Source organism: Paraburkholderia caffeinilytica (assembly GCF_003368325.1).
Taxonomy (GTDB): Bacteria; Pseudomonadota; Gammaproteobacteria; order Burkholderiales; family Burkholderiaceae; genus Paraburkholderia; species Paraburkholderia caffeinilytica.
Window position 1 is genome coordinate 2,401,235 of the sequence record NZ_CP031466.1, and the last position, 16,400, is coordinate 2,417,634.

The following is a 16,400-nucleotide window of genomic DNA, read 5'->3' on the forward strand; positions in this document are numbered from 1 at the left end:
GTCGACAATGCCTCGCCGAATAGCTCTACAGGGAGAGCAACGTGATTCGTTCAGGAGACGTCTTTGGAATCAGGACGTCCGGCGGCGACGCATACTTCCAGTATGTGAAGAAAATCGCTCCGATGGGCACGCTGATCCGAGTGTTGCCGGGTGTGTTCGCGGACGCCCCTACAGATTTCGAATCGCTCGTAGCGATAGAAACGAATTTCTGGATCTTTTTTCCTGCAGGAGCCGCTTTCTCTCGCGGCATCGTTCGCAAGATCGGGAGATATGCCATTCCGGATCATTCGAAGAACGTCCCGGTGTTCCGGGCTGGCGTCGTCGATCCTGCCGTCGGGAAAGTAGTCGACTGGTGGTTGTGGGACGGTGAGAAGGAATGGCGCGTCGGTTCGATCACCGATGAGCAACGAAAGCTCCCCATTCGAGGCTCCTGGAATGACACGATGCTGATAAAGCGGATCGAGGAGGGTTGGTTACCTGAAAATGATCCGAGGTAATGCACCCCGACCCGTCGGGCAGGAGCCGTCCAGTCCGGTCCTATAACCGAATGACCGCTACGGGAAAATTCGACGGACCGTTTCGGGTCGTTAGCACGCCTTCGCTCACGTCAGGATCGGAAATTCGGTCCGATAACATGTCTAAACTTTAGTCAGCGATAGTTAGCGGCATCCAACGCCGATGTGCGAATGGCCGCATCGACGGAACGCCCGTCCCTTTGTCCTACTCCGTCTTATCCTTTCGGCTAAATCAAACATTTAGCCTACAAGATTGAAGGCAACCCGAGCGGCCTGCCTTATAATTACCAAGTCGTCGGGAAACACCCGGTGGCCAGGTTTGGAAGCCTGCTAGCTGAACCCGCACACCCGCTCAGGCGGTTGTGCGTCTACTTCTGCACGTCTGTTGTTCTGCAATGGGCGGGCTGTCGTGGGGGAGCCGCAAGGCTCGCCGGTTTGGTTCAAGCCCGGTCTTCCAATCCCGCTTCGTGCCCGCTCACCCCCTTCCCAAGCGAGTGTCGGGCGATCCAGGAAGTAACAGGGAGATCGCATCATGAGCAAGTCCACAAAAAATCAACCCGCTTCACGTCCGCCTGTCGACGCAATCCAGTACGAAAAGCTTGCCCTGTCCGCCTTCGATTTATGCGACCGGCACCTGGCTCAACTGGATACCTTGATTACACTTGCGTCCTCGATATGTAGGAATCCTTCCATCACGCTTGAGGAAAGACGGCGTCGTCAGACGCTCCTCGAATTGCTGGTGGACACGGCGGAGCAGTACCAGCAGGAACTCGAATGCGACCGCGAGTTGTACAAAGTGATTGCACTCGATGCAAAAGGCGTTCCGCAAAGCCGCATCACGGCACGCCACGCAGCGGACCTGCTTGCAGAAGAGGTGGCGCAGCGCGCAGGCGAACCGATAGCCACCGCAAACGCGCCGCAACGGGAAACCCCCGCAGAGAAAAATACCGCGGCATTAAGAGCCGACGCCACGCAGCAACCGGTTGTCGCGCCCAATTAAGCGGCCGAAAACACCAACGAGCAGTAAGGCGGCGCGTCCAGGTCCTTCAGCGATTCATGCACCGAGACGGTCTTCGTCCAGACGTCTACAACGGCTTGGCGCGCCGCCGCCGCGCAGAGACAACCGGCTTCGCAGGACCACGACCATGCTGCCGCTCACTGCCCTGCCCCAACGTTTCCTGGAAAAAGGAGATAAAACTCTCCAGCTTCGGCGGCCTATGCGCGTCGGGCAGATGCACCACATGGATAGGCCAGGTTGGCGCCGGCCAGTCGGGTATGTCGGCGAGGCGGAGGACCTCGCGCAAACCTACCTCCATTTGATGACCAATCGCTATGTCACGGGACAAACCGTCGTCGTGGACGGCGGCGGCGTGCTGGTCTGATCGTCTGGATAACCTGGATAACCTGGATAGCCTGAATAGTCTGGATAGCCTGGTGCGGACCATCCGCCCAGGTCTATCAGCGGTACGGGTACTGAGTTGCAGTGAAGCCGTGCAGGCAACCGTTAGCTCATTCCCCCGGCACCCTCACCCACCCTTCCATCAACACCCGCGCACTCCGGCTCATGATTGCCTTGGTGACCGTCCACGCCCCGCCTTCCTCCCGAGCCTCGGCCCCCACGCGCAACGTCCCCGAAGGATGCCCGAACCGCACCGCATCACGCGCGCCGCCGCCGGCAGCAAGATTCACCAGCGTCCCCGAAATCGCAGCGGCCGTGCCAATCGCAACCGCGGCCGTCCCCATCATCGCGTGATGCAGCTTGCCCATCGACATCGCGCGCACTAGCAGATCGACGTCGCTCGCGGCAACCCGCTTGCCGCTCGACGCAACGTAGTCGGCAGGCTTCGCAACGAAAGCAATTTTCGGCGTATGCTGCCGCGTCGCGATCTCATCGAGTTGCTTGATGAGGCCCATACGCACCGCACCGTGCGCGCGAATGGTCTCGAACATCGCCAACGCTTTCTCGTCGCTATTGATGGCGTCCTGCAGTTCGGTGCCCTTATAACCGATCGCTTCCGCGTCCACGAAAATAGTCGGAATACCGGCATTGATCATCGTCGCCTTCAGCGTGCCAACGCCCGGCACGTCGAGGTCGTCGACCAGATTCCCCGTCGGAAACATCGCGCCGCCCGCACCCTCTTCTTCCGCCGCCGGGTCCATGAACTCGAGCTGAACTTCAGCCGCCGGGAACGTCACGCCATCGAGTTCAAAGTCCCCTGTTTCTTGCACCGCGCCATCGGTGATCGGCACATGCCCGATGATCGTCTTGCCGATATTCGCCTGCCAGATGCGCACAATCGCCACACCGTTGTGCGGAATCCGGCTCGCATCCACCAAACCCGCGCTGATCGCGAACGGCCCCACCGCAGCAGAAAGATTGCCGCAATTGCCGCTCCAGTCAACGAATGCCTTATCGATGGAAACCTGCCCGAACAGATAGTCGACGTCGTGATCCGGCCTGCTGCTCTTCGCGATGATGACGGTCTTGCTCGTGCTCGACGTCGCGCCGCCCATGCCGTCGATCTGCTTGCCATACGGGTCCGGACTGCCGATCACACGCATCAGCAGCGCATCGCGTGCGGCGCCCGGCACCTGGGTGGCGTCCGGCAAATCCTGCAGCCGGAAGAATACGCCTTTGCTGGTGCCGCCACGCATGTACGTCGCCGGAATCTTGATCTGAGGTTTGTGGGCCATGAAAGTAGTGTCCTGATGAGAGAAGCTTAAAAGCTTTAAGCCGCCGCCTTCGTCGATTCAAGAAAGTCCTGTGCGAAGCGTTGCAGCACACCCCCGGCTTCGTAGATCGACACCTCTTCCGCGGTATCCAGGCGGCACGTCACCGGCACGTCCACACGCTCACCGTTTTTGCGATGAATCACAAGCGTGAGGTCGGCGCGCGGTTTGCGTTCGCCAACTACATCGAAGGTCTCGGTGCCGTCGATTGCAAGCGTGAGACGATTCACACCAGGTTTGAATTCCAGCGGCAACACACCCATGCCCACCAGATTCGTACGGTGAATCCGCTCGAACCCTTCCGCCACAATCGCTTCCGCGCCGGCAAGTCGCACGCCCTTCGCGGCCCAGTCGCGCGACGAACCCTGACCATAGTCTGCGCCCGCGATCACGATCAGCGGCTGCTTGCGCTCCATGTAGGTTTCGATCGCTTCCCACATGCGCGTCACCTTGCCCTCCGGCTCGATGCGCGCCAACGAACCCGCCTTCACCTTGCCGTCTTCGAGCACCATCTCGTTCTTCAGCGTCGGGTTCGCGAAGGTGGCGCGTTGCGCGGTCAGGTGATCGCCGCGGTGGGTTGCGTACGAATTGAAGTCCTCTTCCGGCAAGCCCATTTTGGCGAGGTACTCACCCGACGCGCTATCCGCCAGAATCGCGTTCGACGGCGACAGGTGGTCCGTCGTGATGTTGTCGCCGAGCACCGCCAGCGGACGCATGCCCGTCAGCGTGCGCTCACCGGCCAGCGCGCCTTCCCAATACGGCGGACGGCGGATATACGTGCTCATCGGACGCCAGTCGTACAGCGGATCGGCTTTCTCGCCGGTATCGACGGAGACGGCGAACATCGGCTCGTACACTTTGCGAAACTGCGCCGGCTTCACGCTCGCAGCAACGATGGCGTCGATCTCTTCGTCCGACGGCCAGATGTCCTTCAGCCTGATCGCATTGCCTTCGGCGTCGACGCCCAGCACATCCTTCTCGATGTCGAAGCGGATCGTGCCCGCAATCGCGTAGGCCACCACCAGCGGCGGCGAAGCGAGGAAAGCCTGCTTCGCATACGGATGGATACGGCCGTCGAAGTTGCGGTTGCCGGACAGCACGGCCGTCGCATACAGATCGCGCTCGACGATTTCCTTCTGGATCACCGGATCCAGCGCACCCGACATGCCGTTGCACGACGTGCACGCATACGCGACCACGCCGAAGCCCAGTTGCTCAAGTTCCGGCAACAGGCCCGCTTCTTCCAGATACAGCGTGACCGCCTTCGATCCCGGCGCGAGCGAGGTCTTCGCCCACGGCTTGCGCGTCAAGCCACGTTGATTGGCGTTACGCGCCAGCAAACCGGCGGCGATCATGTTGCGCGGGTTGTTGGTGTTGGTGCAGCTCGTGATCGCCGCGATGATCACGGCGCCGTCCGGCATCAGGCCCGGCTCGTTCTCCACCTTGCCGCTGATGCCGCGCGCCGCGAGCTCGGACACCGGCAAGCGGCGATGCGGATTCGACGGACCCGCCAGCGTGCGCACCACGGTCGACAGATCGAACGTCAGCACGCGCTCATACTCGGCGTGCTTCAGCGTATCGCCCCACAGGCCAGTCTCTTTCGCGTAGGTCTCGACCAGCTTGACGAGTTCGTCGTCGCGGCCGGTGAGCTTGAGATACTTGATGGTCTGCTCGTCGATGTAGAACATCGCCGCCGTCGCGCCGAATTCGGGCGCCATGTTGGCGATGGTCGCGCGATCGCCGAGCGTCAGGTTGGCCGTGCCGGCTCCGTAGAACTCGAGGTACGCGCCGACCACTTTCTCCTTGCGCAGGAATTCGGTGAGCGAGAGCACGACGTCGGTCGCCGTGATGCCCTCGGCCGGTTTGCCCGTGAGTTCCACGCCAACGATATCCGGCAGCCGCATATAGGACGCGCGGCCCAGCATCACGCTTTCCGCTTCGAGACCGCCCACGCCGATCGCGATCACGCCGAGCGCATCGACCATCGGCGTATGCGAGTCGGTGCCGACCAGCGTATCGGGAAAGGCCACGCCGTCTTTCACCTGCACCACCGGGCTCATGCGCTCCAGGTTGATCTGATGCAGGATGCCGTTGCCCGGCGGAATCACGTCGACGTTCTTGAACGCACGCTTGGTCCAGTTGATGAAGTCGAAGCGGTCTTCATTGCGGCGATCTTCGATCGCGCGGTTCTTCGCGAACGCATCCGGATCGAAACCGCCGCACTCGACGGCGAGCGAGTGATCCACTACGAGTTGCGTCGGCACGACCGGGTTGACCATCGCGGGATCGCCGCCTTGCGCCGCGATCGCATCGCGCAGGCCGGCGAGGTCGACCAGCGCGGTCTGGCCGAGAATGTCATGACAGACCACGCGCGCCGGGAACCACGGAAAATCCAGCTCGCGCTTGCGTTCGATGATCTGCTTGAGCGACGCCGTCAGCATCGCCGGATCGCAGCGGCGCACGAGGTTTTCGGCCAGCACGCGCGAGGTGTACGGCAGCGTGTCATAGGCGCCGGGCTGGATCTCATCGACGGCGGCACGCGTGTCGAAGAAATCCAGCTGGGTGCCGGGAAGGCGTTTGCGGTTGGCAGTATTCATGGCGTAGGGGACAAAACAATAATGATCCGGGGACGATGGCGGCAGCCGTGCTTAACAATCCACTGCCCCTCTTTCAGGCGGCGCGACCTTTGCGTGTCAGCGTGTCATTCGGACAGTCTATGTAGTTTAGCTTGCGGGGGCGCGCCGGTTTGCCTTGAACACCCTTACACGCGTTTGGCGAGCGGCACGAACGGCAAATCGTCGGGACCAGTGTAATTCGCGCTCGGACGGATGATCTTGTTGTCGATCCGTTGCTCGATGATGTGCGCGCTCCAGCCTGCCGTGCGGGAGATCACGAACAGCGGCGTGAACATCGCCGTCGGCACGCCCATCATGTGATACGACACCGCGCTGAACCAGTCGAGATTCGGGAACATCTTCTTCGCGTCCGCCATCACCGACTCCAGACGTTCGGCAATATTGAACAGCTTGTTGTTGCCCGCTTCCTTCGAGAGCTTCTTCGCGACTTCCTTGATGACCTTGTTGCGCGGGTCCGAAATCGTGTACACCGGGTGACCGAAACCGATCACCACTTCCTTGTTTTCGACGCGCCTGCGGATGTCGGCTTCGGCCTCATCCGGCGTCTGATAGCGCGACTGGATCTCGAATGCGACTTCGTTGGCGCCGCCGTGCTTCGGGCCGCGCAGCGCACCGATCGCACCGGTGATCGCCGAGTAGATGTCCGATCCCGTGCCCGCGATCACGCGGCCGGTGAACGTCGAGGCGTTGAATTCGTGCTCGGCGTACAGGTTCAGCGACACATGCATCGCATCGACCCACGCCTTCGACGGCTCCACGCCATGCAGCAGATGCAGGAAGTGGCCGCCGATCGAGTCGTCATCGGTTTCGACTTCGATGCGCTTGCCGTTGTGCGAGTAGTGGTACCAGTACAGCAGCATCGAACCGAGCGAGGCCATCAGCCTGTCGGCGATGTCGCGTGCGCCCGGCAGGTTGTGGTCGTCCTTCTCCGGCAGCACCGTGCCGAGCACCGACACGCCGGTGCGCATCACGTCCATCGGGTGAGCTGCGGCCGGAATCCATTCCAGCGCGGCTTTGACGTTCGCCGGCAGGCCGCGCAAGGCCTTGAGCTTCGTCTTGTAGGCGGTGAGTTCGGCCTGCGTCGGCAGCTTTTCGTGGACCAGCAGATACGCGATCTCTTCGAATTCGCACGTGGTCGCGATGTCGAGAATGTCGTAGCCGCGGTAGTGCAGATCGTTGCCGGTCTTGCCGACGGTGCACAGCGCGGTGTTGCCGGCCGTCACGCCGGACAGGGCGACGGATTTCTTCGGTTTGAAGGCGCCTGCGTTCGGCGTGCTGTTATCGGCTTCACTCATCATTTCGTCTCCAACTGCGGGGTTGCGTTCGTTCGGCAATCAGCGCGCCGAGCCTGTCTTTCGGGGTTTCAATGCGGTAACCGGTAAAAACGGAGGCTGATAACGCAAAGAATGGGCCATGCAGGACGCGCGCCGCTAAGTACCTGATTTAACAAAAAATCGTCTCCCGGCTACACCACCTCAAGATTTCACAAATGAAATCGCAGATTTCAAATTCGAAAACGAAAGGCGCATAATAGGCGGACTTTTCGTCTCCCTTCGCCAGACAACGAGCCCCACCGTGAGCACGCCTCCCTTCGACCCCGCGCAGCGCCCCCGCATCTGGGCCGTCAGCATCAGCCGCCTGCGCGATCTGTTCTTCGACATTGCCGGCGAGTACGTCGAACGCGCCGATTTGCGCATCGTCGCGCGTGGCTTCGAAGACGCCGTGCATGAGATCGACGCGGTCGGCGCCGGGCGTCCGGATGTCGTGATTGCCGGTGGCTCCAACGGGGCGTATCTGAAAACACGCGTCAGCGTACCGGTCGTGCTGATCGGCCCGACGGGTTTCGACGTCATGCACGCGCTCGCGCGAGCGCGGCGCGACGGCGCGAGAGTCGCGCTCGTCACGCACGGCGAGACGCCTGACGAAGTGCGGCGCTTCATCGCCGCGTATGGCATCGACGTGACATTTGCGTCGTATCAATCGGCGCAGGATGCGGAAAGTGTCGTTCTCGATCTGCGCGACCGTGGCATCGACGCCGTGGTCGGCCCGGGACTCATCGCCGATCTCGCGGCGAACGCGGGCATGGGCGCGGTGTTTCTGTACTCGCGGGCATCGGTACGCGCCGCGTTCGACACCGCACTCGAAGTCGCGCAGGCCACCCGCCGCGAAACAGTTCGCCGTCAGCGGCTCGACAATCTGCTGCAACATCTGCGCGACGGCGTGGTGGCGCTCGATTCGCAAGGGCACGTCGAAGCGATGAACCAGCGGCTTGCCGACGTGCTCGGCATCGACGCGGCGCAAGCCGTAGGCCGCGCCTTGCTGGACCTCGCACCCGATCTCGCAGGCAGCTTGCCGGACTCGGACGGCGATGCGTTCTGCACGGTGCGGGGCGCAAGCTATGTCGTGCATCGCGGGCCGCTGGCGAGCAGCAGTTCGGCCGCGGGCACCGTGCTGACGTTTCAGGAATCACGCGCGGTCGAAAAGCTCGACCGCACGTTGCGCTCACGGCAGCGTGTGCAGCAGTTCAGCGCACGTTACAAGCTCGACGATATCGTCGGCGCATCCGATTCGATCCAACGGGTCCGCACGCTCGTGCAGCGCTACGCCAAATCGGACGCCACCGTGCTGATTCTCGGCGAAAGCGGCACCGGCAAGGAGATGGTCGCGCAGAGCATGCATCAGCTGAGCGCGCGGCGCGACTTCGCCTTCGTCGCCATGAATTGCGGCGCGTTTCCGGAGGCGTTGCTCGAAAGCGAATTGTTCGGCTATGAGGAAGGCGCGTTCACCGGCGCACGCAAAGGCGGCAAGGCGGGGCTGATCGAAGTCGCGCATCGCGGCACGCTGTTTCTCGATGAAATCGCCGAGATGCCGCTGTCGTTGCAGAGCCGGCTATTGCGCGTGCTGCAGGAACGCGAGGTCGTGCGGCTTGGCTCGACGGAACCAACACGCGTGGACATCCGCGTTGTCGCAGCGACGCATCGCACGTTGACCGAGGGCATCGAGGCGGGTAGTTTCCGCGCGGACCTGTACTACCGGCTGAACATTCTGAGCATCGCACTGCCGCCGCTGCGCGAGCGGCCCAACGATCTGCTGCCGCTCGCGGTCGAACTGCTGCTGCAGGCGGCGTCGCGCGAGCCGAGACTGGCGGCTCGCCTGCCCGATGCGGATGCGGCAAAGCGCGTCCTCGCCAATCTCAATGAGCCATTGAAGCGCTACACGTGGCCGGGCAACGTGCGGGAATTGCAGAACGTGATCGAACGGATCGCGGTGGAACTGGCAGACGCGGATGCGGACGTGCACACGGACTCGAACGGCGCAGCAGAAACCGTCTTTACGCGCGAAGTACTGCGCGCCGTCGCGCCTGAAATCTTCGAGCAACCCAGCGCGCGCACAAAAAAAGCGGCGCTAACGTTGCGCGAGCGCAGCCGTCACGTGGAAGCAGACGAAATCCGCGCCGCGCTCGCCGCCTGCGACGGCGATCGCGATGCGGTTTGCCGGGCGCTCGGCATCAGCAAGACGACGTTATGGCGGAAGCTGAACGCGGCGCAGTAGCCTGAACCCCGCCACCGTGTTTCACCGCATTCTTCGCCGCGTTCGCGCCGGCGCGCGCGATGAACATGCTGGGCGTCATCCCGCAGCATCGCTTGAAATGCCGGCCGAAGTGGCTTTGATCGAAGAATCCCACCTCCGTGGCGACAACCGATCCCGGCACGCCTTCGAGCAACAAGGTCTGCGCCCGCTGAATCCGCAACCCGCACAGATAGCGATACGGCGACGAACCGTACTGCTGACGAAACACCGTCGCGAAGCGCGACACGCTGAGCGCCGACAGCGCGGCGAGCTGCGCGAGCGTCACCGGCTCGTCGAAATGGGCTTCGATAAACGCCCGGGCGGCATTGAGGCTGAGGGTCTGTTTCATGACGTCGCGATGGTCGGGCGGGGCGCGGCTTGCTTCGCGAACCGGGTAACGGAAAACACGTCGAGAGGAATATCCGTGCTACCCGTGCCGACCAGCTCGGCCAGCGTCTCGCCAACACCCGGACCGATCTGGAAACCCGAACCGCAGAAACCGAACGCGTAGTAAAGACCGTCAACCGTGCTGCTCGGACCGATCACCGGTTCACCGTCGGGCAGATAGCTTTCCACGCCGCTCCACACGCGAATCACATGCAGCGGCGCCATTGCCGGCACGAGCCGCCGCAACTGCGCGACTTGCCGCACGGTGTTCTGCGGCAGGACCGATGCGCGGCACGTCACGGCATCCGCCGGCCCAGCGGGACCGCCGCCGACAATGATATTGCCGCGCGGAATCTGGCGGAAATAGATGCTTTCTTCCTTGATCGAGGTGAACACACCCATCGACGACTTGAACACATACGGCACCGGTTCGGTCACGGCCATCTGCGGTCCGCTCGCGACGAGCGGAACGGGTTCGCCGAACTGTTCGGTGAGACGGCTCGCCCAGGCGCCTGCGCAAATCACGAGTTGCGCGGCCCAATACACGTCGCCGCGGGCGCTCTCCACACGAAACCGTTCACCGTCTTTTTCGACACGCACGATCTCGGTGTTCTCGATCACCTGGGCGCCGAGCCGCGCGGCCGCACGGCCAAACGCGGGCGCGGCGAGACGCGGATTGGCGTGACCGTCGAGTGGTGAAATCGATGCCGCCAGCACCTCGCGTCCGAGAAACGGAAAACGCTGGAACATGGCCTCGCCGTGCAGCACGTTGAGGTCGAGACCGTAAGCACGGGCGTCGATCGCATATTGATCGAAATTCTCCACGTCCTTCTGGTGGTAGCACACGCGCGTGTGACCCGACGCCAGAAACTCGATGTCCTCGCCAAGCAGTTCCGTGGAGCGTTGCCATGTGCGCAACGCGCGGTTCGCCATGGCCAGTTGCGGCAGCGCGCGCCCCTGCCGGCGAATGCCGCCGAAGTTCACGCCGCTCGCCTGCTGCCCCGTGAGTCCGCGTTCGAGCAGGATCACCGAACGCTTACGTTGACGCAGAAAAAACGCGGTCGTCGTTCCCATGATGCCGCCGCCGATCACGATGACATCGGCTTCGTTGCGGGTCGTCGCGCTCATTCGTCCACCTCTTCGACAAGCGCCACGGGCAGCGGTTTGACCGGCGCCTGACCGCGCAACCGTCCCACCGAGGACAACGGCACACAAGCCGCCGCCGCGATGATTTCAGCGCCTGCGTGGCCGCAATAGCGCCCTTGACAGCGGCCCATGCCAACGCGCGAAAACGCCTTCGCGCGATTGGCCTCCTGCGCGCCGGTCGCGTGCACGACGCGGCGCAGTTCGCCCGCCGTGATCGCTTCACAGCGGCAAACAATCGTTTCGTCCGGCAAGGAGGCGGCGAATTTCGCGGGCCACGGAAAGGCTTCACGCAAGCCCGCGGCAAAGCGTGTGAAACGCGCGAGTTCGGCGCGCAACCGCTCGACGCCTTCGACCTGCACGCCGTGATCGCGCAATGCCGCCAAGGCCGCGAGACGGCCCGACCGTTCGGCTGCGTCCGCACCGCGCACGCATGCGCCATCGCCCGCCAGGTAGACGCCCTTGACGCTGCTACGGCCATCTTCGTCGATTTGCGGAAGCCACTGCTGCGTGGTGTCGTCGAACAGGAAGCGACAGCCCGCGAGGTCCGCGAGCTGCGTCTCCGGACGCAGGTGGTACCCGAGCGCGACGGCATCGCAGGCAAGCTCCAAAGGCTCGCCGTCAGCCATAGCCACCACAACGCCGCTCACACCGTCTTGCGGCGAGCTTTTGATCTCCAAAGGCTGCACGCCGCGATGAACCGGCACGCGCGCCTTTGCCAGCACGCGCGTCAACGCAATGCCCTTCTGGAGCGCGGCGGGAATCGCCAGCAAACGCGGCAGCGCGGCCACACGCTGCCTGAACGTCGACGTATCGAGCACCGCCGCCACCTGCGCGCCCGCCTTCACGTATTGCGCGGCCACGAGATACAGCAGCGGCCCGCTGCCCATCATCACGATGCGCGAGCCGATCGCGCAGCCCTGCGATTTCAGCGCGACCTGCGCGCCGCCCAGGCTATACGTGCCGGCCTGGTGCCAGCCCTTGACCGGCATCAGCCGGTCGGTCGCGCCGCTGCAAACGATCAGCGAATCGAACGTCAGCGTCTGGTAGCGCGTGCCGCTTGCCAGATGCACGGCACCCGGCGAGATATTCCAGACCAGCGTCTCCGGCAGATAATCGATCTTGCTCTTCAGCGCATCGAAGCTTTGATGCAGCGACGCGGCGCGCTCCGCCTCGGTGCCGTACAGCGTTTCGTAGCTGCGCGAAAAGCCTTCCGGTTGCCGCCGATAGATCTGGCCGCCGTCACGCCGTCCTTCGTCGATGACCGTCGGCCGCAACCCCGCTTCGACCAACGCCTGCGCGGCGCGCACGCCCGCCGGCCCGGTACCGATGATCACTACACGCGGGGCCATACGCCCTCCCCGGCTTCGGCCAGCTTCGTGACGATGGACATGCCCGGCGCCGCGGGCGTACTGCATGCCCGCACGCGTTCGCCTTGCGCCGTCCAGACCCAGCAATCCTGGCACGCGCCCATCAAGCAGAAACCGGCACGGCGGCCATCGCCGAATTCGGAGTCGCGCAAAGTGCTCACGCCGGTCAGCAAGGCGACCATCAGCGTGTCGCCCTCGGCCGCCTCGCGCACAACGCCGTCGACGGTAATCGGAAAGGTCTTGCGGCCCGTTTCCGCGAGCCGCACAAATCGTCCGTTCATGCCGGGGTCGCCTCCGCGGTCTGCAGACGATTCAGTTCAGCCGCCGGATGATGGCAAAGAATCTCCGCGCCCGAAGGCAGTTTCTTCAAGGACGGCGGCGTCATATTGCACTTCCCGTCGATGCGCACCGGGCAGCGTGCGCGGAACGAGCACAACTCGGGCATGTCGGCGCTCTCGCCCATCGCCGGCAACTCGGCACAACCGACGGCGCGGCGCGCGTCGAGCCAGCCCGGCTTCAGCGCGGGCACCGAATCGACCAGCAAGCCCGTGTACGGGTGATACGGCGGCGCCGCGAGCACGTCGCGCTGCCCGGCTTCCACGCGATGCCCCGCATACAGCACGATCACTTCGTCGCAGATGGCACGCACGGTCGAGATGTCGTGGCTGATGAACATGTACGACACGCCGAGTTCGCGGCGCAATTCGGCCAGCAGGTCGAGAATCGCCGCGCCGACCACCGTATCGAGCGCGGAGGTCACTTCGTCGCAAAGAATCAACGCCGGGTTGGCGGCCAGCGCGCGCGCCAGATTCACGCGCTGCTTCTGGCCGCCGGAAAGTCCGGCAGGCGTGCGCGTGGCGATCGAGGCCGGCAGCTTCACCAGATCGAGCAGTTCCAGCATGCGTTTCTTCGCGGCCGAGCCGCTCAGATGGTGATAAAACGCAAGCGGACGGCCAAGGATATCGGCGATCGAATGACTCGGGTTCAGCGCCGTGTCGGCGTTCTGGAACACGATCTGGATCTGCCGGTACTGCTCCGGCGTGCGGCGCGACAGTTGTGCGGGCAACGGCTTGCCGTCGAACAACACCTCGCCGCTCGCGCGGTCGACGAGACCGGCCACCACCCGCGCGAGCGTCGTCTTGCCCGAGCCGGATTCGCCGATCACCCCGAGCGTGCTGCCGCGCGGGATCGACAGGCTGACGTCGTCGAGCACGCGCACGGCGGGCGAGCCGAAGCGATCGATACGTCCGTAACCGGCCGCCAGGCTGCGAATTTCGAGCAGCGGCGGAATGTGTTTGCCGAGCTGCGGCGTTGCCAGCTCCACCTCAGGACGCCGCGTGGCGGCGAGCAGTTGACGCGTATAAGCATCCACGGGTGCATCGAGCACTTGCGCGACCACGCCGTTCTCCTTCACCGCGCCGCCATTCAGCACGACGATGCGATCCGCCATCTGCGCGACCACCGCCAGGTCGTGCGACACGTACACGGCGGTCGTGCCGAGTTCGCGGATCACTTTCTTGAAGGCCGCGAGCACTTCGATCTGCGTGGTGACATCGAGCGCGGTGGTCGGTTCGTCGAACACCACCACAGCGGGATCGGTGATCAACGCCATCGCGGCCATCAAGCGCTGCAACTGGCCGCCCGATACCTGATGCGGATAACGCTCGCCGATGCTCTCCGGCGCGGGCAGCGCCAGCGAACGGAACAGGCCGATCGCTTTCGTGCGCGCCGCGTCTTTCGTCATCAGGTGATGCAGCAAGGCCGGCTCGGTCACCTGATCCATGATCGTGCGCGCCGGATTGAAACCCGCCGAGGCGCTCTGCGCGACGTAAGCCACGGTTCGCGAACGCAAGGCGCGACGGCCCTTGGCATCGAGCGACAGCACATCCACGTCGCCGACACGCACCGAGCCGCTGCTGATCGAACATCCCGCCCGTGCATAACCGAGCAGCGACAACGCGATGGTCGTCTTGCCCGACCCGGACTCGCCGATCAGCGCCAGCACCTCGCCCTTCTTCACCGAGAAATCGACGCCCTTGACGATCTCCGTCACCGGCCCCGGCGCCGCACCCGCGACGACCCGCAGGCCCTTCACTTCAATCATGTCCCGCTCGGCCATCACGCACCTCCATGGCTACGGCCGCGACGCCGCAAATTGTCGATCAGCAGATTCATGCCGATGGTCAGCGTCGCAATCGCAACGGCCGGCATCAACACGGCAGGCGCGCCCTCGGACAAACCGCCGATGTTCTCCCGCACGAGCGACCCCCAGTCCGCATTCGGCGGCTGCACGCCAAGGCCGAGGAAACTCAGCCCGCTCAGCAGCAGCACGATGAACACAAAGCGCAAACCGAAATCGGCGAGCATCGGATGAATCATGTTCGGCAGCACTTCGACGCGTGCGATATAGAAGATGCCTTCGCCGCGCGCTCTCGCTACCTGCACGTACTCCAGGCCCATCAGGTTCACCGCGAGCGAGCGCGAAATACGGAATGCGCCGGGGATATAGGCCAAAGCGGCGACGGTCGTCAACATCGGGATCGACGAACCGAACGCGGCGATCACCACGAGCGCGAGCACTTTGCTCGGAATCGAAATCAGCGCGTCGAACAGGCGGCTCAGGATTTCATCGACCCAGCGTCCGGACACCGCCGCGAGCAAACCGAAGAACGTGCCGATCAAACTGGCGAGCACCGCGGCCGCCAGCGCGAGGCCGACCGTGTAGCGCGCGCCGTAGAGAATCCGGCTCAACATATCGCGGCCGAGATAGTCGGTGCCGAGCGGATACGCCGCGCTATAGGTGCCGAAAATCTCCGTCGAGGTCAGCGTGCCGCCTTTGTACGGTGCGACCAGCGGTCCAATGAACGCGACGATCAGCCAGAACGCCACCAGCACGAGACCAATCAGGCCGAGTACGGAGAAGCGGTGAACCAGCCGCTTCAACACACCTTGCCTGAGCGCGGCCGATTCGACGACCGGCGTTTCGATTACGGGTTCGCCAAGGTCCAGGTCGTACAGCTCAGTGCCGGCGTGGGGAACATGAGGAACGTGAGGATTGGTAGGTTGGCTCATCATCGACGCAGCCTCGGGTTGGATACGATTTGACACAGGTCGGCGATCAGCACCAGCCCGAGATACGCCGCGCAGAACACCATCACGCAGCCCTGCACGAGCGGCATATCGCGGTTGGTGACGGCATCGACCATCAGACTGGCGAGGCCGGGATAGTTGAAGATCGATTCCACGATCACCACGCCGCCGAACAGATACGACAGGCTCAACGCCACCGCATTGGCAATCGGCCCGACAGTGTTGGGCAACACATGCCGCAGCACCACGCGGGCGGGCGAGGCCCCTTTCAACACCGCCATTTCGACGTACGACGAATTGAGCTGATCGAGCACCGCGGCGCGCGTCATGCGCGCCATCTGCGCGACGATCACGCAGCACAGCGTCATCACCGGCATCGCGTAGATGCGCAGCAGCGCGCCGAACGAATGGACCTCCGAGAGATACGACAGCGCGGGCAACCAGCGCAGTTTGACGGCGAAGATCAGCACCGCGATGGTGGCGATCAGAAACTCCGGCACGGCGACCGTCGAAAGCGTGAGCACGTTGAGCGTGCGGTCGAGCAGCGAACCGCGGAACATCGCCGACGAAATACCGATCAGCAAGGCCACGGGCACCGAGACCAGCGCTGTCAGACCGGCCAGCACCAGCGAGTTCGGCAGGCGCGTGGCGATCAACTCGCTGACGGGCAGATTGTTCGACAGCGAGGTGCCGAAGTTGCCGCTGAGAATATGAAAGAGCCACTCGAAGTAGCGTTGCAGCGCCGGCTGGTCGAGCCCGAACTGATGCCGCAATGCCGCGACGGCTTCCGGCGTTGCCGCCTGGCCGAGCGCCTGTTGAGCGGCATCGCCGGGAAGCAGCCCGGTGATGGCGAACACGACCGCCGAGACCAGCAGCAGCGTAAGCAGCGCGAGGCCAAGGCGCGCGGCGATGAGTCGTTGCGCGTGTGCTTTCATCGAATTTCGCCTCTCAGGTTGAAG

At 63.6% G+C, this 16,400-nt stretch carries 14 protein-coding genes; 4 read left to right on the forward strand and 10 right to left on the reverse strand.

The window, feature by feature from the left end; genetic code table 11:
* The first annotated feature begins 41 nt into the window (after positions 1 to 41).
* The 3 genes from DSC91_RS10715 to DSC91_RS38005 all read left to right on the forward strand — a co-directional run bounded on the left by DSC91_RS10715 (position 42) and on the right by DSC91_RS38005 (position 1,897).
* On the forward strand, positions 42 to 497 hold the full coding sequence (locus DSC91_RS10715) for a hypothetical protein (protein WP_115778100.1): 456 nt from the start codon (positions 42 to 44) through the stop codon (positions 495 to 497).
* Positions 498 to 1,047: 550 nt separating this feature from the next.
* The gene (locus tag DSC91_RS10720; protein WP_115778101.1) at positions 1,048 to 1,515 is read left to right on the forward strand and encodes a hypothetical protein; all 468 of its coding nucleotides are present in this window, start codon (positions 1,048 to 1,050) and stop codon (positions 1,513 to 1,515) included.
* Between the two features lie 145 nt (positions 1,516 to 1,660).
* Positions 1,661 to 1,897 (forward strand): hypothetical protein, encoded by a 237-nt coding sequence (locus DSC91_RS38005; RefSeq protein ID WP_175171902.1) that lies wholly within the window; start codon positions 1,661 to 1,663, stop codon positions 1,895 to 1,897.
* A 127-nt stretch (positions 1,898 to 2,024) separates the two neighbouring features.
* On the opposite strand, the gene prpF is transcribed toward DSC91_RS38005, so the two are convergent.
* The 3 genes from prpF to prpC all read right to left on the reverse strand — a co-directional run bounded on the left by prpF (position 2,025) and on the right by prpC (position 7,176).
* Positions 2,025 to 3,209 (reverse strand): 2-methylaconitate cis-trans isomerase PrpF, encoded by a 1,185-nt coding sequence (gene prpF / locus DSC91_RS10730; protein ID WP_115778102.1) that lies wholly within the window; start codon positions 3,207 to 3,209, stop codon positions 2,025 to 2,027.
* 35 nt (positions 3,210 to 3,244) lie between these two features.
* A complete protein-coding gene (gene acnD / locus DSC91_RS10735) occupies positions 3,245 to 5,842 on the reverse strand; it encodes a Fe/S-dependent 2-methylisocitrate dehydratase AcnD (RefSeq protein ID WP_115778103.1) in 2,598 nt (865 codons plus the stop codon).
* A 164-nt stretch (positions 5,843 to 6,006) separates the two neighbouring features.
* Positions 6,007 to 7,176, reverse strand: coding sequence for a bifunctional 2-methylcitrate synthase/citrate synthase (gene prpC, locus DSC91_RS10740; RefSeq protein ID WP_115779789.1), 1,170 nt, complete (start codon positions 7,174 to 7,176; stop codon positions 6,007 to 6,009).
* 280 nt (positions 7,177 to 7,456) lie between these two features.
* Here prpC and prpR point away from each other — a divergent pair, with 280 nt between their 5' ends.
* Positions 7,457 to 9,433, forward strand: coding sequence for a propionate catabolism operon regulatory protein PrpR (gene prpR / locus DSC91_RS10745; RefSeq protein WP_115778104.1), 1,977 nt, complete (start codon positions 7,457 to 7,459; stop codon positions 9,431 to 9,433).
* On the opposite strand, the gene DSC91_RS10750 is transcribed toward prpR, so the two are convergent.
* From DSC91_RS10750 to DSC91_RS10780, 7 genes are read right to left on the reverse strand one after another with little or no spacing between them, the layout of a single operon-like run.
* On the reverse strand, positions 9,390 to 9,800 hold the full coding sequence (locus tag DSC91_RS10750) for a helix-turn-helix domain-containing protein (RefSeq protein ID WP_115778105.1): 411 nt from the start codon (positions 9,798 to 9,800) through the stop codon (positions 9,390 to 9,392). The two genes, prpR and DSC91_RS10750, sit on opposite strands and share 44 nt — an antisense overlap.
* Positions 9,797 to 10,966, reverse strand: coding sequence for an NAD(P)/FAD-dependent oxidoreductase (locus tag DSC91_RS10755; protein ID WP_115778106.1), 1,170 nt, complete (start codon positions 10,964 to 10,966; stop codon positions 9,797 to 9,799). Before DSC91_RS10755 ends, DSC91_RS10750 begins: the two co-directional genes overlap by 4 nt.
* On the reverse strand, positions 10,963 to 12,333 hold the full coding sequence (locus tag DSC91_RS10760; protein WP_115778107.1) for an FAD/NAD(P)-dependent oxidoreductase: 1,371 nt from the start codon (positions 12,331 to 12,333) through the stop codon (positions 10,963 to 10,965). Before DSC91_RS10760 ends, DSC91_RS10755 begins: the two co-directional genes overlap by 4 nt.
* A complete protein-coding gene (locus tag DSC91_RS10765; protein ID WP_115778108.1) occupies positions 12,318 to 12,632 on the reverse strand; it encodes a (2Fe-2S)-binding protein in 315 nt (104 codons plus the stop codon). The genes DSC91_RS10760 and DSC91_RS10765 overlap by 16 nt, the downstream gene beginning before the upstream one ends.
* Positions 12,629 to 14,470: an ABC transporter ATP-binding protein gene (locus DSC91_RS10770; protein WP_115778109.1), complete on the reverse strand. Its 1,842-nt coding sequence runs from the start codon at positions 14,468 to 14,470 to the stop codon at positions 12,629 to 12,631. The genes DSC91_RS10765 and DSC91_RS10770 overlap by 4 nt, the downstream gene beginning before the upstream one ends.
* Positions 14,470 to 15,426, reverse strand: coding sequence for an ABC transporter permease (locus DSC91_RS10775; RefSeq protein ID WP_115778110.1), 957 nt, complete (start codon positions 15,424 to 15,426; stop codon positions 14,470 to 14,472). The genes DSC91_RS10770 and DSC91_RS10775 overlap by 1 nt, the downstream gene beginning before the upstream one ends.
* A complete protein-coding gene (locus DSC91_RS10780; RefSeq protein WP_115778111.1) occupies positions 15,423 to 16,376 on the reverse strand; it encodes an ABC transporter permease in 954 nt (317 codons plus the stop codon). The genes DSC91_RS10775 and DSC91_RS10780 overlap by 4 nt, the downstream gene beginning before the upstream one ends.
* Positions 16,377 to 16,400 lie beyond the last annotated feature (24 nt).